The sequence below is a fragment of the Planctomycetota bacterium genome, assembly GCA_016872555.1.
Taxonomy (GTDB): Bacteria; Planctomycetota; Planctomycetia; order Pirellulales; family UBA1268; genus F1-20-MAGs016.
Window position 1 is genome coordinate 1 of record VGZO01000006.1, and the last position, 21,600, is coordinate 21,600.

A 21,600-nucleotide genomic window follows, 5' to 3' on the forward strand; every position below is an offset into this window, starting at 1 on the left:
CGCCCATGCCACCGCCACCCATGCCGCCCATGCCACCGCCACCCATCCCGCCGGTGCCCATCGCACCGCCGCCGGCGAAGTTGAACGTGGTCACCTGTCCGACACCGGAGAACAGCGGCGTCACCGAGACGCGAACGTAGCGCCGGTCGGCCGACACCACCGCCGTCGCCTGAAGGTTGGTGCCTTCGGGAAGCGTCGAGATGATGGGCTGATACCCGGCCGCGCCACCGCGGGTGAACGGCAGCAACGGTGACGATTCACCGCCGGGCGCCGAGCCGCGCCCCTGCGACATCGAGCCCGCCAGCGCCGGATCGTTGATCCCCGCCAGCTGCTGTGCGAGGACCGCGCGGCTGATGTCCTGCTGGGCGGCGAAGTCCTGGGCGATCTGCGCCTCCAGCAGCGGCTCGCGTCTGCGGCCGTCGGGGACGTCGATCGAGAACACCGTGTCGTCCGCACCCAGTGGAACTTGCCGGCGCAACCGCTGTTCGCGGTCCGTGCCGCGGTGCAGGATCAACTCGGCCGTCACGGTGTCGGCCGCCACCTTCCCGTAGGTGCGGTGGACGAGCACGTGGTAACGGCCTGGGAACGCCTCGGCGGCGATGTAGCGCTCGCGGTGCGTGCCGTTGTCGCGATCCGGGCCGGCGTCGAGGTCGGCGAGCAGCGTGCCGCCGGAAATGCTCCGCGGGCTGGCGACCGAGCAGATCGTCCCGGCCGGTTCCTCGACGACGACGTCGATGTCGGCATCGCCGTTCCAGGAGAACTCGAGTTCCACGTCGCGGACCAGCGCCGCATCGATATCGGCGGCGAACGCATCAGCCTCGTCGCCGCGTCCCTCCTTCCGCTGCCGCTCGATCGCCGCCTTCGCCAGCCGGGCCGCCCGCGTCGGCACCTCCTGCTGGGCGGCGGGCCACTCGTGGGCCAGCACCCCGGCACAGGCCCAGCGGAGCGCTGCATCGTCCTTGTCCTTGGCGGCCAGCGCCATCGCCAGGGCGTAGGCCTCGCGGTTGGCCCGGTCGACGCGCACCACCTGGCGGCACAGCCGGAGGGCCTGGCGATTCGATCCGAACCGTGCCAGATAGTTGGCGAGAGCCAGCAACTCGGTCGGCGATCGGGCGAAGTCGGCACTCGAGAGGAGCGCCCGCTCGACGTCGGCGGTCGGTTTGCCCGCAGCCTCGAGCGCCAGGGCGAGCGACTCGTACATCCACGGCTCGGGGGAGCCGGCGGCGATCGCGGCGGCGATCAGGTCGGCCGCCCGGTCGAAACGCCCCTTGCGTCCCAGCTCCGCCGCGGAAATCCGCAGCCGCGCCAGCCGGCCACCGAGGTCGGCGCGATCGCCGTCGTGGAGGTAGCCGGCGACCGCGGCGGTGATGTCGGCCGCTTCGACGATGCGCTCGGGAAGCCCGAGGCTGTCGACGCCGGCGCCCGAGGTCGCGGAGTCGGCTTCGGTTCCGGCAGCGGGAGCCGGCGCGGCGGGTTTCCGGGGAGCAGGCGTTCCGGTGGTGTCGGGTTTCTTCTCACGCATGCCGATGCGCGACTTGGCATCGGAGACCTGGAACATGCCGCCACCCATGCCACCCATGCCACCGCCCATGCCGCCCATGCCGCCGCCCATGCCCCCCCCCATGCCACCGCCACCCTGAAACGGGTTGACGCCGCCGGCGGCGTTCAGCGGCATCACCAAGTCGGCGACAGGGTAGACCTTCACGATCAGTTCCTCGGCCGCCTTTTCCTTGGTGGTGATCTTGAGGACCTCGTCCTTCACGAGATACGTCATGTCGAGGTCACCGAGAATCAGCCGCAGCGCCGAGCGCAGCGACACCCCGGAGAGTCTGCGCGTCACGGGGGCGTCGAGGTCGAAACCTTGTTCCTCAAGGGCCTTGTTGTCGACTTGGATCGGGATCCCCTGGGAATCCTGGAGCTGCGAGATCACGTCGCGCAGCGGCGTCTCGGAAAAATCCAAGCTCTCGACCGGCTTGTCGAGCGCGTCGTAGATCGTCTGCTCGGCGGTGCCCGGATTGGCGAGATCGACCGACTTGTACTTCTCGCGCAGCCGGGTGATCTCCTGCCAGCGCGCGGCGCTGGGGTAGATCACCGGCGGCTCGTCGGGATAAGGGATTGCCGCCACGTCGGCGAGGTGGAGCGAGTCCATGAACCCACGCTGCTGGTCGCGCCGGACGCGTGTGTTCTCGGCGTGGTAGTCGAGAATCCGTGCCACGAGCGGCGCAGTCACCGCCACCTCGCGGGCCGCCATCGGCATGCCGCGGTTGGCGTACAGCCACGAGGCCTCCTCGCCCATCTCCTTGCCGACGACCCGCTCGGCCTCGGTGAAGGCGTCGGTGGGCCGTTGGAAGCCGACCCGGATCCCCTCCTCCACCAGCGCGTGGTAGCGCTCGGTGAGCTGCTTGAAGCGTTCTTCGCGGCGCCGCAGCTCCCCGTCGAGCCGGGCGCGTTCCAGGGCGATCGCCCGGTTGCGATCGGCGGCCAGGTCGTGCTCGGCCTTCGACCGGGCGCGGACGATCGCATCGCGGATCCCGATCTCGATCTGGCGGTTGAGCCGGTCACGGACCGCCGGATCGAGATCGTCCGACGACAGCACGACGCGCTGCAGTTCCTTGAGATCGAGTCGGGCACGATCGGGATCGATCGCGCAGGTCTGGCGCGCGGTGCGCAGCCGGACGGCTGTCTCCTGTTCGAGGCGTTGGGCGCGAACCTTCCGCATCCGGGTGATGGCGGCGAGGTCCTCGCCGGCCGCCGCGGTGGGGCGCCGGAGCGCCTCGACCCCCGGATCGGCATCCTCGATCCAGGGCTCGGCCGGCTCGGCCGTGATCCCCGCCGGGGGGAGCGGTTCGGCGACCGGGCGATCCTCCGGTTCGAGTTCGACCGTGTCCCGGCCGAGCGGCTGCCGCGGCTCCTCGATGCGCAGCGGGTCGGCGGCGGGGCGGGGGGGAGCGTCACCGGCCCGCTCCGCGGGTGCCGGAGGATCGACCGGCGCGAACGGGTCGTCGCCCGCCGGAGGCTGCCCGGCCTGTGCGAGGCGCATCCCGTCGGCGATGCTCTTCTGCGCGGCGGTGAAAACGACGGCGGCTTCGGCGTTGTCGGGATCGCGTCGCAGCGCGGCGAAAGCCAGGCGCAGCGCCGATCCGTGGGCACCGGAACTCTCCGCCTGGCGCGACATCGTCGCCAGCGTCGCCGCCTCGCCGCGGATCACGCCGCGGGCCACATCGAGACCTTCACGGCCGAGCGTGGGAAGGAAAATGCCGGCGGAGTCGAAGGCATTGCGGGCGAGTTCCTCCAGAAAGGCATTGTCGGAACGCGACTCGGCGTCGGGGAGCGCAAGCGTCACCTGCTTCTGCACCAGCCCCTTGCCGGAGGGAACCTCGACGGCGAATTCGAGCCGCGCGTCGGTGAGCGGGCCGACGGCGATCAGCACCGAATCCCGGTCTCCGCGGAGTGGGGGAGCGTCGCCGGGGAGGAGTTTCACGCGGGCATCCGCCGCGTTGGTGGACAGGAGCGTGTCCTCCGGCCAGGTCACCGGAGCGGCTGCCAGCCCCGCCATCCGCGCCCCGGCATCGGCCGGCGACGTGGCGCCCTCGGGCACGAGGAGCATCCCGCCGGTCGCATTGGCGATCGCTGCCAGGCAGGTCCAGTTGACGTCGGCCCCGATGCCGAGGGCGGAGAACGAGATCCGACGGCCGCGCAGCCCGTCGAGCATCCGCCGGTACTCGGCGGCCTCCAGGCCCGTCAGCCCCGGGCCATCGCCGACATACACCATCGTCCGCTGTGCCGAGCCCGGGGCGAACAACTGCGCTGCCTCGTCGATGCCGGTGACGAGGTCCGTCGAACCGAGCGGCGTGCGATTGCCGAGAGCCGCCAGGGCGCCTTTGATGTCGCCTCCGGTGGGGCCATCGAACCGCTTCGACAGTGGCGTGCACGACAGATCGACGGCGGCGAGGAACACGCGGTCGGCGGGGCGGCACTTTCCGAGGAACGCCTCGACGGCCTCCAACGCCCGCCGGCGGTGCGGTCCCGACTGGCTGGCCGACGTGTCGACCAGGACGACGATCTGCGTCGCTTCGGCCTCCCGCGGCGTTGCCGGGCCACGGATTCCCACCGCCGTCACCTGGGGCGACAGTTCGTCACGCTGGAAGCGCTCCACGAACGTCACGGTCGCCGGCGCGTCGGCCGCCCGCACTGCCGTGGCGGCGCCGAGGCCGACTAGCGCGATCGCGGCCCCGACGACCGTGCGGCGGCGGGCGCCGTCACGTCGCGTGCGAACGGTGCCGGCAGGGGCCGCGTCGTGCGGCATCGGTCCGATCGGGTGAAGGTACGCCATGGTCCCTCCGGGCGGCGAAATCGATATGGCTACGGAAGCGGGAACGGCCTTAAGCATATTTCGTCGGTCTGTTCAAGCCAACGTCGTTATGGCCGAGTTTTGCGGGGTTCAGGGAGTTTTCGCCGCTGGAGCAGTGCGGAAAAGCTGTTGGCCCTCCCGGCGGAGCCGGCAATACTGCGGACTTCGGGAACGGCTGTGCTGAGCCCCTGCCAGGCGGAGACCGGGGCGCGCCGATGCCGTCACGGCCCGACCGGCGACCGCGACGAGGACGCAATGGGCATGATCGTCACGACGCACTGCGGCACGAGAGGGGGAATGCGGCGCGGCATCGTCGGAATGGCCGTCATGACGCTGGTCGCGGCAGCGTTGGCCGGAACGCCGGCGAAGAGGCTCGCGGCCCAGGGGATGCCGCCGGGCGGCGGCGCGCCACCTCGGGTCCTGACGCCGGACGAGCGAACCAACATCGCGGTCTACGAAGCCGTCAACCGCAGCGTCATCAACATCACCACCCGCTCGACGGCCCAGGGCGGCCTGTTTTTCCTCGATCTGCCGTCCGAAGGGGCCGGTTCCGGGGTCGTGCTCGACACCCGCGGGCACGTGCTCACCAATTTCCACGTCGTCGAGAATGCCCGGGAAATCCGCGTCACTCTGGTCGATGGCCGCGACCATCAGGCGACGCTCGTGGGGCATGACCCGGCGACGGACGTCGCCGTGCTGAAGATCGACGCCCCTCCGGAAGCCCTCGTGCCGGTCGTGTTCGGCAGCTCCGCCGACCTGCTCGTCGGGCAGCGCGTGTTCGCGATCGGCAATCCGTTCGGCCTGGAGCGGACGCTGACCACGGGGATCATTTCGAGCCTCAACCGCTCCCTCCCGACCCGAAGCGGCCGGACGATCAAGTCGATCATCCAGACAGACGCCGCGATCAATCCGGGCAACTCGGGTGGCCCCTTGGTCGACAGCTCGAGCCGACTGATCGGGATGAACACGGCGATCGCCAGCCGCACGGGGCAGCATTCCGGCGTCGGTTTCGCAATTCCGGTCGGGACGCTGGCCCGGGTGGTTCCCCAGCTCATCGAGCATGGAAAGGTGGTCCGACCGGAGGCGGGGATCGCCCGGGTCTACCAAACCGATCGCGGGCTGCTGGTCGCCGCCCTGACTCCCGACGGGCCGGCCGAACGGGCGGGTTTGCGGGGCTTCAAGGTGATCCGGGAGCGGCGCCGCCAAGGCCCTTTCGTGGCCGAGTTCGAGCGGGTCGACCGCCAGGGCGCCGATCTCATCGTCGCCGTGGACGGTGCTGCGGTGCAGACTGCCGACGATTTTCTCGCCGCCATCGAGACCCACAAGATGGGGGAGTCCGTGCTGATCGCGGTCGAGCGCGAAGGCCGCCGCCTCGAGATTCCCGTCAGCCTGGAAGCAGAGCGCTGAATCTCCCGGGAAATGCTCTGTTTTCACGGACGGATGCCGACCGACGCCGAGGCTTGGACAGACGCGATTCTCGCTCCGCGGTCCACTGGAGAAACGTCTTCGTAGCCGACATCGATCACCATCGAGCGCCGCCACGGGCCCTCCGTGAGGGATCGTTCCGCCTTGGCAAACATGCGCGATCGAGCCGTTCTTCCGGGAATTGACTGGGAAAACAACGTGAAAGGTGACGGTTTGGCGGGAATTGGGAAAATCGCCCGTTGACTCGAACCGAATCCCTGCTACCCTCGGATCACCCGGACGACGATCCCTCGGGACCTGTCGCCGGTCGTTCATTGACAATTCGGCAGTTTGATCTCTTTCGGTTTCGGCCGGCACGCGATCGTGACCGGCGCTGATCCGAGCGCGGCGAGCCATTTGGTTCGCCACATTCTGGATCGGCAAGATCGAAGACAGATGAGCCTTTCAATGCCCCCTCGGGGGCTCAGGCTTTTCCGCGCATCCCACCGGGTTTCCCGGCGAGTTGTGCGGTCATGATCCAACAAATTGAAGGGTTTGATTCTGGCTCAGAGTGAACGTTGGCGGCGTGGATTAGGCATGCAAGTCGAGCGAGAACCGTAGCGATACGGGGAAAGCGGCGAAAGGGACAGTAATGTGTAGGTACCTACCCCAGGGTTCGGGATAGCTGCGGGAAACTGCAGGTAATACCGAATAATGTCTCCGGACCAAAGGTGTGATTCCACCTTGGGAGGGGCCTGCATCCTATTAGCTTGTTGGTGGGGTAACGGCTCACCAAGGCAACGATGGGTAGCGGGTGTGAGAGCACGACCCGCGTCATTGGGACTGAGACACTGCCCAGACACCTACGGGTGGCTGCAGTCGAGGATATTCGGCAATGGGCGCAAGCCTGACCGAGCGACGCCGCGTGCGGGATGACGGCCTTCGGGTTGTAAACCGCTGTCGTAGGGGAGGAAATGCAGGAGGGTTCTCCCTTCTGTTTGACCTATTCTAGGAGGAAGTACGGGCTAAGTTCGTGCCAGCAGCCGCGGTAAGACGAACCGTACAAACGTTACTCGGAATTACTGGGCTTAAAGGGTGCGTAGGCTGCGCGGAAAGTTGGGTGTGAAAGCCCTCAGCTCAACTGAGGAATTGCACTCAAAACTACCGTGCTCGAGGGAGACAGAGGTGAGCGGAACTCAAGGTGGAGCGGTGAAATGCGTTGATATCTTGAGGAACACCGGTGGCGAAAGCGGCTCACTGGGTCTTTTCTGACGCTGAGGCACGAAAGCCAAGGTAGCAAACGGGATTAGATACCCCGGTAGTCTTGGCTGTAAACGATGAGCACTTGATTGAAGGGTCCTCCATAGCCTTTCAGTCGTAGCGAAAGTGTTAAGTGCTCCGCCTGGGGAGTATGGTCGCAAGGCTGAAACTCAAAGAAATTGACGGGGGCTCACACAAGCGGTGGAGGATGTGGCTTAATTCGAGGCTACGCGAAGAACCTTATCCTAGTCTTGACATGCACGGATTAACTCGGTGAAAGCCGAGCCAGGCCTTCGGGTACAACGTGCACAGGTGCTGCATGGCTGTCGTCAGCTCGTGTCGTGAGATGTCGCGTTAAGTCGCTTAACGAGCGAAACCCTTGTCTCTAGTTGCCAGCGAGTAAAGTCGGGGACTCTAGAGAGACCGCCGGTGTTAAACCGGAGGAAGGTGGGGATGACGTCAAGTCCTCATGGCCCTTATGACTAGGGCTGCACACGTCCTACAATGGGTCGCACAAAGGGATGCAAAGCCGCGAGGTCGAGCAAATCCCAAAAAACGGCCCCTAGTTCGGATTGCAGGCTGCAACTCGCCTGCATGAAGCTGGAATCGCTAGTAATCGCGGGTCAGCATACCGCGGTGAATGTGTTCCTGAGCCTTGTACACACCGCCCGTCAAGCCACGAAAGTGGGGGGCATCCGAAGTCGCTGAGGTAACCGCAAGGAGCCAGGCGCCTAAGATGAACTCTGCAATTGGGACTAAGTCGTAACAAGGTAGCCGTAGGGGAACCTGCGGCTGGATCACCTCCTTTCTAAAGGAAACACCTCGCGGTGCCTTCGGGCACTCCTGGGGTGGCTGTCGTCGGCTTCGGATAGCCTGCCGGTTTTTCCGGTTTGGTGACCCGAAGGTGGCGACGGTTTCAAAGAATTGTGGAGACGATCGTACTGGCCTCGACCTTCGGGGAGGGGCTGGGTTCGTGCCACCGAAAGAGATCATGCAATCCTGAGTCCGGCGGATTCCGCCGTGGTGAAGGAGAGCAAAACTGCCCGAACGCATCCCTCGTGGTTGCGGTCGTGAACGAACGAAACCCGTTGTGGCTCGGCCGAGCCACAACGGGTTTTTTCTTTTTACGGAGCTCGTTTGTCGGTCGACTTGCCGGGGACATCGACACCGGTGCACGGCACAGTCGATCTCGGGTCGGGTGGCTGTGCAGCACCCCTCGGCGGTGTACGATTCGCTAAACCGATCGGAGCAGCGGCGACGCGGTTTCCTGAGCTTGTGTTTCCGCGATCGACGCGCGAAGCACTGGTGGTGTGGGCGTCGTCCTCCTCGATGGAAGCGAAGTCGTCGGTGGTCCGTGAGTTCTCCCGTTGCGGGGTGTGGGCGTATGTCGCGAACAGTGCATCCGATCGCCGGGGTCTCGCCTCCCGAGGTCACCGAAACCACCGTCATGACCGTTTGGCCGTCGGTTGCCTCGACTGGCGTGGGGAGGATGCTCGGTCGGCTGTATGGATTGCGTGGGGGATTCGGGGCGTTGACTCTCGGAAGAGTGGCCCTGCTTGCCACGATCCCCCTGGGACTCATGCTCTACCTGTCGATGCGGTTGCCGTGGCGTTTCACCCGCTATCGATTGACGAATCGCCGCGTGTTGGTGGAGGAGGGTGTCAATCCGACGGTTCGGCAGTTTGTCGATCTCGGCGGATTCGATGCGATCGATGTCCAGGTGGAACCCGGCCAGGAGTGGTTTGCGGCCGGTGACCTCGTCTTTCGTCGGGGAGCGGTGGGTGTGCTGCGGCTGGCCGGCGTGAGCCGCCCGGAGGCTTTCCGCCGCACCTGCCTCGAGACGAGGCAATCGTTCACCGCGGTCGAGGCCCTGCGTTCCGACGCCTACGCGCGGCGTTGATGGCTCGAGTCGCCAGGGGGCAATTCCCGGCGAGTCGCGCGGGCCGCTCGCGCGGAGCTCCGCCGCCCGGTCACACGGGCTTCCGGGAGGCCACCGCGCCGCGTGCAGCCACGGCCCGCGCGATCGCCTGACGGGCTTCGTCGTCGAGCTCGCACGTCAGGCTGCCGGCGTTTTCCCGAACCTGGTCGGGATTCGTCGCACCGACCAGGACACTTATGATCCCGTCCTGTTCCGCGGTCCAAGCCAGAACGATGTCCGGCACGCGTCGCCCCAGTCGGTGAGCGATCGGGCGCAGCGCATCGACGAAATCGAGATTCCGCTGGAACTCGTCCCCCTGGAACATCGGGTATTTGTGGCGGCTGTCGGTGGTGGGAAAAACACGATCCCGCGCCATCGTGTCGGTCAGCAGGCCTTTCATCAGCGGCCAGTAGGCGACCACCGACACCCCGCGGGCCCGGCACCAGGGGAGGACGTCCGCCTCGATCTCGCGTTGGAGGATGTTGTAGTGCATCTGGCAGGCGTCCAGCGGGCAGACGGCGACGAAGCGATCGAGGAGGTCGACCGAAATGTTCGACGCTCCGACCGCCAACGTCTTGCCCTCCGCCCGCAGCGATGCCAGGGTTCCGGCAGACTCTTCGATCGGGATCCGTGGATCGGGGGCGTGAAGGTAAAGCAGGTCCACATGATCGGTCCCGAGCCGTCGCAGGCTCTCGTCGACTTCGCGCCGCAAGCGCTCGGGCCGGCCATCGACCACCTGTTTCCGCCCCGGCTCCCAATGGATCCCGCACTTGCCTGCGAGCACCACGTCGGCACGCCGATGGGTGGACAGCGCGGCCGCGATCGCGGCCTCGCTTTCGCCGGCTTCGCCGTAGCAGTAGGCGGTGTCGAGGTGCGTGATTCCCGCCGCGATCGCTGCCGCCACCGTGGCCCGGGCGTCGGCGGCGGTGATGCCACCGCGCGTCATGCCGGCCAGGGGCCAGCAGCCCAGGCCGAGCGGCCCGACGTGGACCGTGGAGTTGCCGAGGCGTCGCGCTGTCCGGTTCACGACGACTCACCCACGCCGGGTGGCGGCGACCACGAAGCCAGCGCAGGCAGCCGTGATCGGTCGACGTCACCCGCCCGTTCGGGAATGGCCGTGGCGGGCAGCAGAAAAGACCCGGTCGCGAGGAACCCGGCAACGAGCTCTGCGGCATCACGGCGGAACAGCAGGCTCGAATGCATGCAGGGTAACGTCACGTGGTCGTGATGCACGTCGGGACGGGTGCTCTCCGGTGTCACGAGCAGGTCGTGCGCCGCGGCGACGACGCCGATCTCGAGCCCCGGTGGTATCGGCAGCGTATTGACCAGGCTGGTGGGGATGGTGGTCAGTTCCCTGACCGGACGGAAGATGCCGCCGAAGACGCGTTCGGCGGCAGTGGCCACGCGGGAGCCGCGATTCGGCGGGGCGAGCATCACGAAGCGGCCGAGCTTGGAGGGGCGAAACATCCCCAGAGCAGCCCTGGCGATGATGCAGCCCATGCTGTGCGTGACCAGATGCAGACGGCCGCAGGCGGGGTCGGCATCCATTCGCCGCAGTTCGGTGGCGAACCGTTCAGCGTGCCGCAGGATCGAGCAGCACATGTTGCCGTAGCCCCATACCCGCGTCTGGTAGCCATGGTGTCGGAGACGACGGGCGAGAAGCGCCAGCATCAGCGTGTTGGCGAGAAAACCATGGACGAGCGCAACGCGTTCGCGCGGTGTGCGGGGCGATGGCGTCACGGACGGAGTCCCGGTCATCGTCCCGGACCTCGCGCGGGGCGCTCTCCACTTCCCGTCGGGTTCGCCGGCGGACGGGCTGCGGGAGCGGGGCAGCAGTCGGCAGGGCAGACGTCGTGACTGGCCGAAAGCCTTCCGACGGCCGGACGGTCGGGAAGTTGCCAGTGCCGTTCGGCGATCAGGTCACGGAGCATCGACACGAAGCGCGGTGCGGTGCCGGCCGTGGGCACCCGAACCATCTGCACGCCCAGTTCACGGCACAGGTCGGCTGCCTCCGTGTCGAGGTCGTACAGCACCTCCATGTGGTCCGAAATGAAGCCGATCGGGACGATCGCGACGCGGGACACGCCACCCCCGGCCAGCCCGCGGATCGCGTCGCACACGTCTGGCTCGAGCCAGGGCTGGGAGGGCGGGCCGCTCCGGCTTTGGAAGACGAGCCGCCAGTCGGAGACACCGGCCGCCTCGGCGACCAGCCGCGACGACTCCTCGAGTTGGGGAACGTATCGGCTGGTGTCGGCCATCGACATCGGGATGCTGTGCGCCGTGAACAAGACCGTGACGGGCTCACCGCGACCACCCAGATCGGCCAACGCCCGGCGGAGGTTGTCCGCCATCGTGTCGACGAACCCGGGGTGGTTGAAGAACACGCGGATTTTGTCGACCGTCGGTGCGTCGCCACCGACGGTCGCACAGGCGGCGGCGACGTTTTCCCGGTACTGCCGACAGCCCGAGTAGCAGCTGAACGCACTCGTCACGAGCGCCACGGCGCGTGTGACACCGTCGGTGGTCATCTGCTTCAGGGTGTCGGGAAGCAGCGGGTGCCAGTTGCGGTTTCCCCAGTAGACGGGGAGCTGAGGCCCGCGGCTCGCCAGTTCGGCGCGGAGGGCCGAGAGCAGCGCCTGATTCTGCTCGTTGATCAGGCTGCGGCCGCCGAAGTGGTGGTAGTGCTCGGCGACCTCGAGAAGTCGCTCGCGTGGCACGGGGCGACCGCGGACCACGTTCTCGAGGAACGGCATCACGTCGTCGGGCCCGTCCGGGCCCCCGAACGAGACCAGCAGCACCGCGTCGTAGAGCCCGCCATCGCCCAGACCACCGGCCGCTCCTGACCGGTCGCCACGGGGATCGGTCGGCATCGTGCTGGTCCTCCTGGCGGCTCCGACTCCGGATCGGTCACAACGCGTTCGGCACTGACCCCGACGGGATTCGAACCCGTGTTGCAGGCTTGAAAGGCCCGTGTCCTAGGCCTCTAGACGACGGGGCCGAAAGCAGTCGATCGACTTCACAAACCGATCTGATTGTCGCCGCAGGAAGCAGTTCCGGCAAGCGAGGCGACCGGAGACTCCCGAGATGAGCCCAGCCGCGTGAAGGCCAGTCTTCAGTGCGGCTCAGCGGACGGCGTCGGTATGCACCGAACGGCTCTCGGCGATCGCACGTTCTCCCACCGGTGGCACCGTCGCCTGAACCGCCTGGCCATCAGGAGCCGGACCACGCAGGGCGTCTTCAGCCGCCGGGACGGCTTCCGCCTGGACCTCTTCGGTGACCGTGGCGTCGGTCCCACGCGCAATGGCTTCGAAGACCTCGCGTCTGTGGACCGGCACCTCCTTTGGCGCCTCGATGCCCAGACGCACCTTGTCTCCACGAATCTCAACAACGACGATCGTGATGTCGTTGTTGATGACGATGCACTCGTCTTTTTTTCTCGACAGGACGAGCATGGGACACCTTCCCCGCGAACCACGCGGGGGGAAGCGGTGACGACCGAACACCTCGAGCCGCCAAACACGAGGCACTTGTCAGGCGGTCAGTTCACCCCCTGCTCGGAGGTGGAAAGACGCAGCATGAGCCACCCTGAATGTAGAGGATCTCAGGCGGCCGTCAAGCAATTCCTGGACCACAATCGCCGGTTTCGGTCCGATGTTCGGCAAATGAGCCCTGGTGGTGGGAAACGCGGGATGGTGTCGCGATCATGAATGAAGCCGTGTTTGAATCGGTTTGCGGTTTCCCGGCGAGCGCCGTGGTGGACGGCGGTCGCGGTGCCGTGTCGGCGGCTCGAAGCAGCCCGTCGGCTGTGAATCCACGGACCGTCTGAACAGGAACTAGCCGGCCAGACGTCGAGGACCGGCAACGGCCACCGACGCGGCGACGGGGACTCGGTTGCTCACCCGTCCAGATCGGCACGATCAGGATCGCCGTCTCCCCAGACGGCTCGTCTGGCGGGAGAGGTGGGGCAGCGGGGCCGCGGCGGCACGGTCGGCGCCTTGCTGACCGAGTCGATGAATCTATACTTCGCCGCAACTTGCCGCGACCCCGCCCCGCTCCGTCCCGACGGCTGCTTCCGGTTGGGAAGAGTCCCCCGTCGGGTGTCTGTTGGCGGAAAGACCGCGGGGGCCAGCGGGTCCCGTTCCCCGAGGTGGACACGGGCCGAGACCGGCGACGACCGACAGTTCGTGGCGAAGGGTGTGCGATGAAAGAATGGTTCCGCAATCTGTTCCAAGCGATCTGGACCGTCGTCGAGGGCATGCTGGTCACGTTCCGCGTCTTCGGCAGCACCTATGACCCGGCGCGGCGGACCTTCACGGAGCAGTTCGAGTATCCGGAACTCCCCGCGCCGGTCGCCGCCCGCTACCGCGGGTTTCACCGCTACGACCTGACCACCTGCATCGCCTGCGATCAGTGTGCGAAAGCCTGTCCGGTGGACTGCATCTACATCGGCAAGGAGCGGGTCACCGACGGGAAGGGTTTCCGCGTCAGCGGCTTCACCATCGATTACTCGAAGTGCATGTTCTGCGCGCTGTGCGTCGAGCCATGCCCAGTGGACTGCATTTTCATGGGCTCGACGCTCGATCTGAGTTGCTACAGTCGGGATGGAACGATCGTCGACTTCGCCAGGCTTCCCGTCGACGTCGCCTGGGGACGGTCGACGCTCAATCCGACGGCGGTCGCCGCGTCGAAGGTGATCGTCGAACCCGTCCACGGCGGGCCGAACCAGTGACCCCGTCGGTTCAAGCGTTCGAGCCGGCCGCCGGCCTCGGTGTCTCCACGGAAATCGCGTGCAGAGCGGGCAGGGAGTTGAGGTGAACATGCATCCCGTGCTGATCGCCGGGTTCGTCGCCCTGTTCGTCGCGATCGGCGGGGCGTTCCTGTGCGTCAACCTGCTGGTCGGGTGGCTCGTCCGGCCCCGGGAACCGAACGAGGAGAAACTGGAGGTCTACGAGTGTGGCGAGCCGACGATCGGCTCGAGCTTCGTCCAATTCGACCTGCGGTTCTACGTCGTCGCCCTGCTGTTCATCATTTTCGACGTCGAGGTCGCGTTGTTCTTTCCGTGGGCGACCGTGTTCGGGAAGGCGACTCAACTCGCCGATCCGACGCTCGTGACGGCGACCGCCGACGGCCTGCCGACCGCGGCCACCTCGGGCCTCCTCCGCGAATTGGGTTTGCCAGGCGACGAAGTGCCGCGGCTGTCGGCCGATCGGACGCCGGCTGAGGAAGACGCGGTCCGCGCGGCACTGGCCCGTCGCGACGGCACGACGCCCGCGCAGGCGGCGGCGGAATGGTCGACCGCGACGGCGGGGAGGACGCTCGCGCTTGCCGCAGTCTGCGACATGATGGTGTTCTTCGCGGTGTTGCTCACCGGGTTCGCCTACGTCTGGTACCGCGGCGATCTCGATTGGGTGCGGGCGGTTGCCGCGGAACGATCTCCCGCGCGGTAGCTGACCGCGGACGGGGTCCCGGCGTGTGTCGACGAGGCGCAGTGGCGAGGTGGCGATGAGCGAGCGTGGCACGGCGGCCCCCCGAGGGCCAGGGTTCCTCGACCTTCTCGACGAAGCCCTGCCGGGAGTCGTGAGCGGGCGCAACCTCGAGGCACTTGACCCCTGGGTCGAGTGCCCACCGGAGCGCCTGACCGAGTTGTGCCGCTGGCTGAAAACCAACCGCCACGTGCGTTTCGACTCGCTTGAGTGCATCACGGCAGTCGATTGGTTCGAGCCCGATCCGAAGAAGGCGGCGAAGGTCTCGTGGCAGCCGCACCTCGAGGTCGTCTATCACCTCTGGAGCACCGACGCCCGCGTCAGCCTCGTCGTCAAGGTGAAACTGCCGCGCTGGGCGGGTGACGCGTCGGGGCGTCTTCCCGAGCTGCCGAGCGTCGCCGGCATCTGGCGGACCGCCGATTGGCACGAGCGCGAGGTCTTCGACCTCTCGGGCGTGATGTTCACCGGGCATCCCGACCTGCGGAGGATCCTCTGCCCCGAGGATTGGGAAGGCCACCCGTTGCGGCGCGACTATGTCATGCCGCTGGAATACCACGGCATCCGCGGCAAGTGACCGCGTCCCACCCCCGACCCTTTCCCGCCAGCAGGATCCCGACGATGTCGCTTTCGGTGGATGACGATCCGCGGATCATCGAGTTCGACGTCCGCACCGACGAGATGCTCGTCAACATGGGGCCGCAGCATCCCAGTACCCACGGTGTGCTGCGGCTCGTGCTCCGCACGGATGGCGAGATCGTCTCCGAGATCGAACCCCACATCGGCTATCTCCACCGCTGCGCCGAGAAGATCGGCGAGAACCTCACGCCCCGCCAGTGGATTCCGTACACCGACCGGATGGACTATCTGGCGGCGATGAACATGAATCTCGGCTGGGCGCTGGCCGTCGAGAAGCTGATGCGTCTCGAGGTCACCGAGAAAGCCCGGCATCTGCGGGTGTTGATCGCGGAATTGGGCCGGATCTCCAGCCACCTTGTCGGGATGGGTGCCTACGGCCTCGATCTCGGGACGTTCAGCCCGTTTCTGTACGCCTTCCGGGAGCGGGAGAAGATCCTCGACCTGTTCGAGGAGGCCTGCGGCGCGCGGCTGACCTACAGCTACATCACCGTCGGCGGGCTGACGGCTGATCTTCCGGCCGGTTGGCTGCGGCGCTGCGAGGCGTTCCTCGACCAATTCGCACCGGTGATCGCCGAGTACCACTCGCTGCTCACGACCAACGCGATCTTCGTGAAACGCACCGCCGGGATCGGCGTGCTGTCGCGCGAGTTGGCGATCGACTACGGCTGTTCGGGGCCGGTGCTGCGGGGCAGCGGCGTCGACCAGGACCTGCGCCGCGACGGCGAGAGCATCTACACGTCGATGTACGACGGCTATGCCTTCGAGGTGGCCGTGCAAAAGGGGGGACGGTACCCGCGTGACCACACCTATCCCCCCGTCCCCGCGGATGCGGTGCTCGGCGACTGCTGGCACCGGTTCTTCGTGCGGATGATCGAGGTCGTCCAGTCGATGGACTTGGTCAGGCAGGCGATCGACCGCTACGCGTCGTGCCCGGGAACGATCGGCGAGCCGGCCAAGCTGACTGAAAAACTCCCGGTGGGCGATGCCTACCTCGAAACCGAGTGCCCCAAGGGTCAGATGGGCTTCTACCTCATCGGCGACGGCAGTGCGATCCCGTGGCGAGCCAGGGCGCGATCGAGTTCGTTCTCGAACTTGTCCGTGCTCGCCGAACTGTGCCGCGGCTGCCTGATCGCCGACGTGCCGGCGATCGTCGGAAGTCTCGACATCGTGATGGGGGAAATCGACCGCTGACGGGGCCAAGGGTGACCGATGAACGAACCCGAGCAGGGGGCCGCGGAGCGATGCCCCGAGCCGAACCGCGGCGCTGCCGAAGACTTGCGGTTTCCTTCTCCATGGGGCGCATGTCCGGCGTGCGGCGGGGGATTGATCGAGATTCGGTCCAAATTCGTCTGTGGCGCGTGCCATCGGATCTGCGAAACGTGTTGCGAGGGGGAGCCTGCGGGTTGACGTCGAGCGCGATGGGCCGAGACGCCCGGGCGGCGCCGGCCCGGGCGTATCCGGCATGAATTCTCGGCCACTTGTGGAGACCGTGAACTTCATGCACACTTCGTGCGATTTTTCACGAAGTCCGGTTTTCGCCGGGGAATTGCCCACCGGCGGACCGGCGGCCCCTGGCCCCACGCGGTGCGGGTGACGGTCGATGGCAGCCTTCCTTCTCAATCTCGGTCTGCCCGGCTGGCTCGCCTGGTCGATCACGGCGCTGGTCTCGGCTGTCCTGATCCTCAACATCATCGCCGGCGGGGCGCTGGTGTTCATCTGGGCCGAGCGCAAGATCGCCGCCCGGATCCAGGACCGGCTCGGTCCGACCCGCACGGGCGGCCGGTTCGGGTGGCTGCAGTCGCTCGCCGATGGCATCAAGCTCCTCGCCAAGGAAGACCTGATGCCGGAAGGGGCCGACGGAGTGCTGTTCCGCATCGCCCCGTACGTCAGCTTCTGCGCTTCTTTCTGTGCGTTTCTCGCGCTGCCGTTCGCGTTCGATGTCGTCGCCCAGCGGCTCAACGTCGGCGTGTTTTTCGTGATCGCGGTCCTCGGGCTCGAGGTGTTCGGCGTGATCCTCGCCGGCTACGCCTCGGCGTCGAAGTGGTCGCTGTTCGGCGCGATGCGCGAGGCGGCGCAGGTCGTCAGCTACGAAGTTCCCCTCGGGATGTGCGTCGTCGTCCCGGTGATGCTCGCCGGCAGCATGGACCTGGTGACGATCGGGGAAAAACAGGCCGGCTGGCTCACCAATTGGTACCTGTTCCACGACCCGTTCACGTTCGTCGTGTTCTGGGTTTATTTCACCTGCGCCGTCGCCAGCGTGAACCGGGCGCCGTTCGATCTGGCCGAGGCAGAGAGCGAGCTGGTCGCCGGCTTCCACACCGAATACTCCGGGCTCCGCTGGAGCTTCTTCTTCATGGCGGAGTACGGCTCGATGTTCCTGGTCAGCGCCCTGGCGGCGATCCTGTTTCTCGGCGGCTGGAACGGGCCGGTTCCGGTGGCGACGCTCGTCGGGCTCAGCGACGGCTCGGGGGAGACTGCCCATTACCTGGCGCGGTTGATCGGCATCGCAAACCTGCTCGGCAAGGCCACGCTCGGCGTGCTGGTGATGATGTGGGTCCGCTGGACACTCCCGCGCCTGCGGATCGATCAGGTGATGACCACCTGCCTGAAGTACTGCACACCGATCGCGGCGGCGATGTTCGCCGGCGCGATGCTGTGGACGCTCGCCTTTCCCGGCGGCATCGGCGCGGTCCGGTCCGCTGCCGTGAGCCGGCGGCCGGCGGGCGAGGTCCGTGAGGGCTGGCTCGGAGACACGGGGATCGGCGGTCGCGCCGCAGGTCGTGTTTCGGCTCCCGCGGCCGTGCCATCCGGCGAAGCGATCGCGGTGGGAGGGACACGGTGATGTCGCTGCTCCCCCTGGCTGCCCTCGTGCCACTGGCCGCCATCAATTGGCACACGCTGTTCTTTCTCCTGTTCGCGCTGCTCGCCTGTGGTTTCGCCGTCGCGGTCGTCGCCTCCACCAACGTGGTGCGGATGGCCCTCCATCTGGTCTTCTCGCTGGCGGCGACGGCGGGGTTGTTTTTCCTCGCCGGAGCGGAGTTCGTCGGAGCGATGCAGCTGATGATCTACGTCGGCGGCACGCTCGTTCTGCTCGTGTTCGGCGTGATGCTCACGGCCCGGTCGCCGTTCGTGTCGTTGGCGACGCCGGCGCGCGATCGGCTTCTCGGCGGCATCGCCGGCCTGGGGCTGTTGGCGCTGCTCGTGTGGGCCGTGGTCGGTGTCGAGGCCTGGAGCCTGCCCGCGACAGGAACGGTCGCGGAGCCGTCGGCCACGCCGCTCGGTATGGCGTTGCTCGGGGTCCGCGTCGATGGCGGCCCGGGCCACGGGCGGGCAGGGTATCTGCTTCCCTTCGAGATCGTTTCCGTCCACCTGCTGGTCGTGCTCGTCGGCGCGGCTTACCTCGCCCGCGCCAAGCGCCGGCGCACCCCGCGGTCGCTCGACGCGGTGGCGTCGGCTGATCCGGTGGAGTCGGTGTCCGTGGCGCCGCCGGGAGCGGCCGTGGCACGCGCTGCTCCCGGCGGGAGCAGGTCCGCTCTGGTCGCATCGACTGTCAACGACGGAGGGGCGCGCTGATGGGGGAGTCGTTTCACGCCACCGCCGGCCCCGCGCTGCTGGCCGTCTGGCCGATCAGCGAACCGGTGAGCGTCGCCCACTACATGGCGGTCGGGGCGGTGATGTTCGTCGCCGGCGTCGTCTGCATGGCGGTGAAGCGCAACGCCCTGGGCGTGCTGATGGGGATCGAGTTGGTGCTCAACGGTGCCAACATCAACTTCGTCGCCCTCGCGTCTCCTTACCTCCGCGGACTCGGCGATCCGAGCGGCGGGCTCGGGCTCGATGGGCAGGTGACGGCCCTGTTCGTGATCCTGCTGGCGGCGGCCGAGGCCGCGGTCGCCCTCGCCATCACGCTGAATTTCTACAACAACCATGCCACCGTCGACGTCGACCGTGGCGAAGACCTCAAGGGGTGAGGCCGCGCCGGAAGGCGGGTTGCCGCCGTCCGGGCGATTCCGATCCCGCCGCACCGCCTCACGACATTCCATGGACGCTTCGTCGACCCTGCCGTTCCTCCTCGGCCTGGCTTGGCTGGCGCCCCTGGTGTCGTTCGTCGCGATCCTGTTCTACGGGCCGCGGATGGGGCCGCACGGGCGCGACGCGGCGCGGCTCGCGACCGCGGCGATCGCCACGTCGCTGGTGCTGTCCCTGCTCGCGGCGGGCGTCTGGGTTTCCAACCACCCCGTCGTCGCGGTTTCCCATGGCGGCGCGGACCATGGTGCCGTCGGTGACGACGGCGCCGCCGGCCCAGGCGGGGCCGGCGACGGACATCAGGGAGCGGCCGCGGGGGGCGAATCGGCCCACGGGCACGCCGACGACGGCCATGGTGCCGGCGGTCACGGTGCGCCGCTGCCGCCGTCGTACAGCGGCGATTGGTACACGCTCTACGAGGCAGGGGGCCTCACGCTGTCGATCGGGTGGTGGATCGACGCCCTCACCGTGTTGATGTTCGTGGTCGTCACGCTGATCGCGACCTGCATCCACGTCTACGCGTCGGGCTACATGCACGACGAGCTCCACGGCGTGACCGACCACGAGGTGACGCTCGCCGACGGCCACCACCTCCACCGGCCGGGGCGGTTTCCGCGGTTCTTCCAGGCCCTGTCGTTGTTCTGCTTTTCGATGCTCGGCATCGTGATCGCCGGCAATCTGGCGATGGTGTTCATCTTCTGGGAGCTCGTCGGCATCTGCTCGTGGTTCCTGATCGGCTTCTATTTCGAGCGTCGCTCGGCTTCGACCGCCGCCAACAAGGCGTTCATCGTCAACCGGGTCGGTGACTTCGGCATGCTGATCGGCCTGATGGCCCTGTGGGGGGCGCTGGGCACGCTCCACTTCGGCGACCGGGTCGTGCCCGACGACCTCGGCACGCCGGTCAATCGCCAGGGGTTGTTCAGCCTCGTGCGGCCGCCCGCCCGCGGTCACGCGCTCACGGTCCCCGACGGCATGGTCGCCGCCGAGGCGGCCGCCGACGTCGCCGCCATCGTCCGGACGGGCGCTGGCGACCCCGCTGCCACCGCCACCGCCGTCGCCGCCAACGTCGAGGGCTGGCGATCACGCGGGCTGGGGCGATGGCTGCTGTTCGTGGCGGGGGTGGGGATCTTCTGCGGGTGCGTGGGGAAGAGCGCCCAGTTCCCGCTCTTCGTCTGGCTCCCCGACGCGATGGAGGGGCCGACGCCGGTGTCGGCGCTGGTGCATTCGGCGACGATGGTCGCGGCGGGCGTGTACCTCGTCGGCCGTTTCTATCCGGTGCTCACCCCCGACGTGCTGTTCGTGATCGCCGTCATCGGGGCGATCACGCTGTTCATCGCGGCGACGATCGCCTTGGTCGCCAACGACATCAAGCGCGTGCTCGCCTATTCGACCGTCAGCCAGCTCGGCTACATGATGCTCGCGCTGGGGGTTGGCGGCTGGGCGGCGGGCCTGTTCCACCTGGTCACCCACGCCTTCTTCAAGAGCCTGTTGTTCCTCTGCTCGGGGTCGGTGATCCACGCCTGCCACACCAACGACATGCGGAAGATGGGCGGCCTGCTCCGCCCGATGCCGGCGACGGCGTGGACGATGCTCGTCGGTTGCCTGGCGATCATCGGTGCCGGGATCCCGTTCGTGATCGGCACCAGCGGCTACTACTCGAAAGACGCGATCCTCGCCCAGGCGCTGTCGTTCGCCAATGCCAACCCCGGGCGTGGGTGGCTGTTTCTGGCGGTCGCCGGAGGTGCCTTCCTGACCGCGTTCTACATGTTCCGCCTCTGGTTCATGACGTTCCTCGGCAGCCCGCGCGACCACCACGTCGCCGAGCACGCCCACGAGTCGCCCGACGTGATGGTGAGGCCGTTGTTGGTGCTGGCAGTCCTTGCCGTGGTCGCCGGGTGGACGCTGCCCGGCGGGTTCGGAATCGCGAACCTGATCGAACAGGCGCGGCCGGCCGGCACCGGCGGCACCGAATCGAGCGGCTACCTGTTTCCGGGGCTCACGATCCCCGCCGAGCACGAGAGCCATGTCGGGGCCGTCCATGTCACGGCGACGCTGACCGCGTTCGCGACCGCCACGGCCGGCGTGCTGCTCGCGGCGGCGATGTACTGGTGGAAGATCCTCTCCCCTGGCCTGGTCGCCGGGCTGTTCCGTCCGGTGTACACGTTCCTCGCGAACCGCTGGTACGTCGACGAGCTCTACGACGCGGTGTTCGTCAAGCCCGCACTGGCGCTGGCGGGAATCGCCAGCGGCGCCGATCGGGGCATCATCGACCGGATCATCGACGGCGTCGCCTGGTGCGCCCGGCGGATCGCCGGGATCGACGCCTGGATCGACCGCTGGGTGGTCGACGGGCTCGTCGATGCCACTGCCGACGTCACATGGAACGCCGGATTGGAACTGAAGAAATTGCAGACCGGTCGGCTCCGCCAGTACGTCCTGTTCATCGCCCTCGGTACCGTCGCCCTGTTCGTCCTCGTGAGTTTCCTCTACCGCACGGCGCTGGCCGGCTGATCGCCGCCGCCCGA

General features: G+C 67.4%; 15 protein-coding genes, 1 tRNA gene, 1 rRNA gene and 1 pseudogene. 12 read left to right on the forward strand and 6 right to left on the reverse strand.

The genetic code is table 11. From position 1 onward, the window contains the following. Window positions 1-4,390: hypothetical protein (locus tag FJ309_03085; GenBank protein MBM3953602.1), on the reverse strand; the 4,390-nt coding region annotated here is incomplete at its 3' end. A 216-nt stretch (window positions 4,391-4,606) separates the two neighbouring features. Here FJ309_03085 and FJ309_03090 point away from each other — a divergent pair. From FJ309_03090 to FJ309_03100, 3 genes are all read left to right on the forward strand, one after another. Then, entirely contained in the window at window positions 4,607-5,758 is a 1,152-nt protein-coding gene (locus FJ309_03090; GenBank protein MBM3953603.1) for a trypsin-like serine protease, read from the forward strand. A gap of 540 nt (window positions 5,759-6,298) precedes the next feature. Next, window positions 6,299-7,826: ribosomal RNA gene (locus FJ309_03095) — 16S ribosomal RNA — on the forward strand. A gap of 573 nt (window positions 7,827-8,399) precedes the next feature. After that, window positions 8,400-8,915: a PH domain-containing protein gene (locus FJ309_03100; GenBank protein ID MBM3953604.1), complete on the forward strand. Its 516-nt coding sequence runs from the start codon at window positions 8,400-8,402 to the stop codon at window positions 8,913-8,915. Between the two features lie 70 nt (window positions 8,916-8,985). Here the strand turns inward: FJ309_03100 and FJ309_03105 are convergent, their stop codons facing one another. The 5 genes and pseudogenes from FJ309_03105 to csrA all read right to left on the reverse strand — a co-directional run bounded on the left by FJ309_03105 (window position 8,986) and on the right by csrA (window position 12,385). Further along, entirely contained in the window at window positions 8,986-9,879 is an 894-nt protein-coding gene (locus FJ309_03105) for an aldo/keto reductase (GenBank protein ID MBM3953605.1), read from the reverse strand. A gap of 77 nt (window positions 9,880-9,956) precedes the next feature. Then, window positions 9,957-10,673, reverse strand: coding sequence for an alpha/beta hydrolase (locus FJ309_03110; protein ID MBM3953606.1), 717 nt, complete (start codon window positions 10,671-10,673; stop codon window positions 9,957-9,959). A gap of 14 nt (window positions 10,674-10,687) precedes the next feature. Next, a complete protein-coding gene (locus FJ309_03115) occupies window positions 10,688-11,803 on the reverse strand; it encodes a ferrochelatase (GenBank protein ID MBM3953607.1) in 1,116 nt (371 codons plus the stop codon). Window positions 11,804-11,858: 55 nt separating this feature from the next. Then, a tRNA-Glu gene (locus FJ309_03120) sits at window positions 11,859-11,931 on the reverse strand. Between the two features lie 280 nt (window positions 11,932-12,211). Further along, a pseudogene (gene csrA, locus FJ309_03125) lies at window positions 12,212-12,385 on the reverse strand (carbon storage regulator CsrA). A 749-nt stretch (window positions 12,386-13,134) separates the two neighbouring features. Here csrA and FJ309_03130 point away from each other — a divergent pair. The 9 genes from FJ309_03130 (at window position 13,135) to nuoL (ending at window position 21,586) form a co-directional block, all read left to right on the forward strand. Continuing rightward, entirely contained in the window at window positions 13,135-13,662 is a 528-nt protein-coding gene (locus tag FJ309_03130) for a 4Fe-4S dicluster domain-containing protein (protein MBM3953608.1), read from the forward strand. 88 nt (window positions 13,663-13,750) lie between these two features. Next, entirely contained in the window at window positions 13,751-14,380 is a 630-nt protein-coding gene (locus FJ309_03135) for an NADH-quinone oxidoreductase subunit A (protein MBM3953609.1), read from the forward strand. A 55-nt stretch (window positions 14,381-14,435) separates the two neighbouring features. Beyond that, entirely contained in the window at window positions 14,436-14,990 is a 555-nt protein-coding gene (locus tag FJ309_03140; protein MBM3953610.1) for an NADH-quinone oxidoreductase subunit C, read from the forward strand. A 44-nt stretch (window positions 14,991-15,034) separates the two neighbouring features. Beyond that, window positions 15,035-16,243: an NADH-quinone oxidoreductase subunit D gene (locus tag FJ309_03145; protein ID MBM3953611.1), complete on the forward strand. Its 1,209-nt coding sequence runs from the start codon at window positions 15,035-15,037 to the stop codon at window positions 16,241-16,243. An 18-nt stretch (window positions 16,244-16,261) separates the two neighbouring features. Beyond that, complete coding sequence (locus FJ309_03150) at window positions 16,262-16,459, forward strand: hypothetical protein (protein MBM3953612.1); 198 nt, start codon at window positions 16,262-16,264, stop codon at window positions 16,457-16,459. Window positions 16,460-16,652: 193 nt separating this feature from the next. After that, window positions 16,653-17,894 (forward strand): NADH-quinone oxidoreductase subunit NuoH, encoded by a 1,242-nt coding sequence (gene nuoH, locus FJ309_03155; GenBank protein MBM3953613.1) that lies wholly within the window; start codon window positions 16,653-16,655, stop codon window positions 17,892-17,894. After that, window positions 17,894-18,625, forward strand: a complete 732-nt coding sequence (locus tag FJ309_03160; GenBank protein ID MBM3953614.1) for an NADH-quinone oxidoreductase subunit J — start codon at window positions 17,894-17,896, stop codon at window positions 18,623-18,625. The genes nuoH and FJ309_03160 overlap by 1 nt, the downstream gene beginning before the upstream one ends. After that, window positions 18,625-19,020, forward strand: coding sequence for an NADH-quinone oxidoreductase subunit NuoK (nuoK, locus tag FJ309_03165; GenBank protein MBM3953615.1), 396 nt, complete (start codon window positions 18,625-18,627; stop codon window positions 19,018-19,020). Before FJ309_03160 ends, nuoK begins: the two co-directional genes overlap by 1 nt. Before the next feature lie 163 nt (window positions 19,021-19,183). Continuing rightward, entirely contained in the window at window positions 19,184-21,586 is a 2,403-nt protein-coding gene (nuoL, locus tag FJ309_03170) for an NADH-quinone oxidoreductase subunit L (protein ID MBM3953616.1), read from the forward strand. The last annotated feature ends 14 nt before the right edge of the window (window positions 21,587-21,600 follow it).

Coding starts and splice junctions, on each gene's coding strand:
- FJ309_03090 (MBM3953603.1), top strand. CDS start 4,607: ATGGGCATGATCGTCACGACGCACTGCGGCACGAGAGGGGGAATGCGG.
- FJ309_03100 (MBM3953604.1), top strand. CDS start 8,400: ATGTCGCGAACAGTGCATCCGATCGCCGGGGTCTCGCCTCCCGAGGTC.
- FJ309_03105 (MBM3953605.1), bottom strand. CDS start 9,879: ATGACGCGCGGTGGCATCACCGCCGCCGACGCCCGGGCCACGGTGGCG.
- FJ309_03115 (MBM3953607.1), bottom strand. CDS start 11,803: ATGCCGACCGATCCCCGTGGCGACCGGTCAGGAGCGGCCGGTGGTCTG.
- FJ309_03130 (MBM3953608.1), top strand. CDS start 13,135: ATGAAAGAATGGTTCCGCAATCTGTTCCAAGCGATCTGGACCGTCGTC.
- FJ309_03135 (MBM3953609.1), top strand. CDS start 13,751: ATGCATCCCGTGCTGATCGCCGGGTTCGTCGCCCTGTTCGTCGCGATC.
- FJ309_03140 (MBM3953610.1), top strand. CDS start 14,436: ATGAGCGAGCGTGGCACGGCGGCCCCCCGAGGGCCAGGGTTCCTCGAC.
- FJ309_03145 (MBM3953611.1), top strand. CDS start 15,035: ATGTCGCTTTCGGTGGATGACGATCCGCGGATCATCGAGTTCGACGTC.
- FJ309_03150 (MBM3953612.1), top strand. CDS start 16,262: ATGAACGAACCCGAGCAGGGGGCCGCGGAGCGATGCCCCGAGCCGAAC.
- nuoH (MBM3953613.1), top strand. CDS start 16,653: ATGGCAGCCTTCCTTCTCAATCTCGGTCTGCCCGGCTGGCTCGCCTGG.
- FJ309_03160 (MBM3953614.1), top strand. CDS start 17,894: ATGTCGCTGCTCCCCCTGGCTGCCCTCGTGCCACTGGCCGCCATCAAT.
- nuoK (MBM3953615.1), top strand. CDS start 18,625: ATGGGGGAGTCGTTTCACGCCACCGCCGGCCCCGCGCTGCTGGCCGTC.
- nuoL (MBM3953616.1), top strand. CDS start 19,184: ATGGGGCCGCACGGGCGCGACGCGGCGCGGCTCGCGACCGCGGCGATC.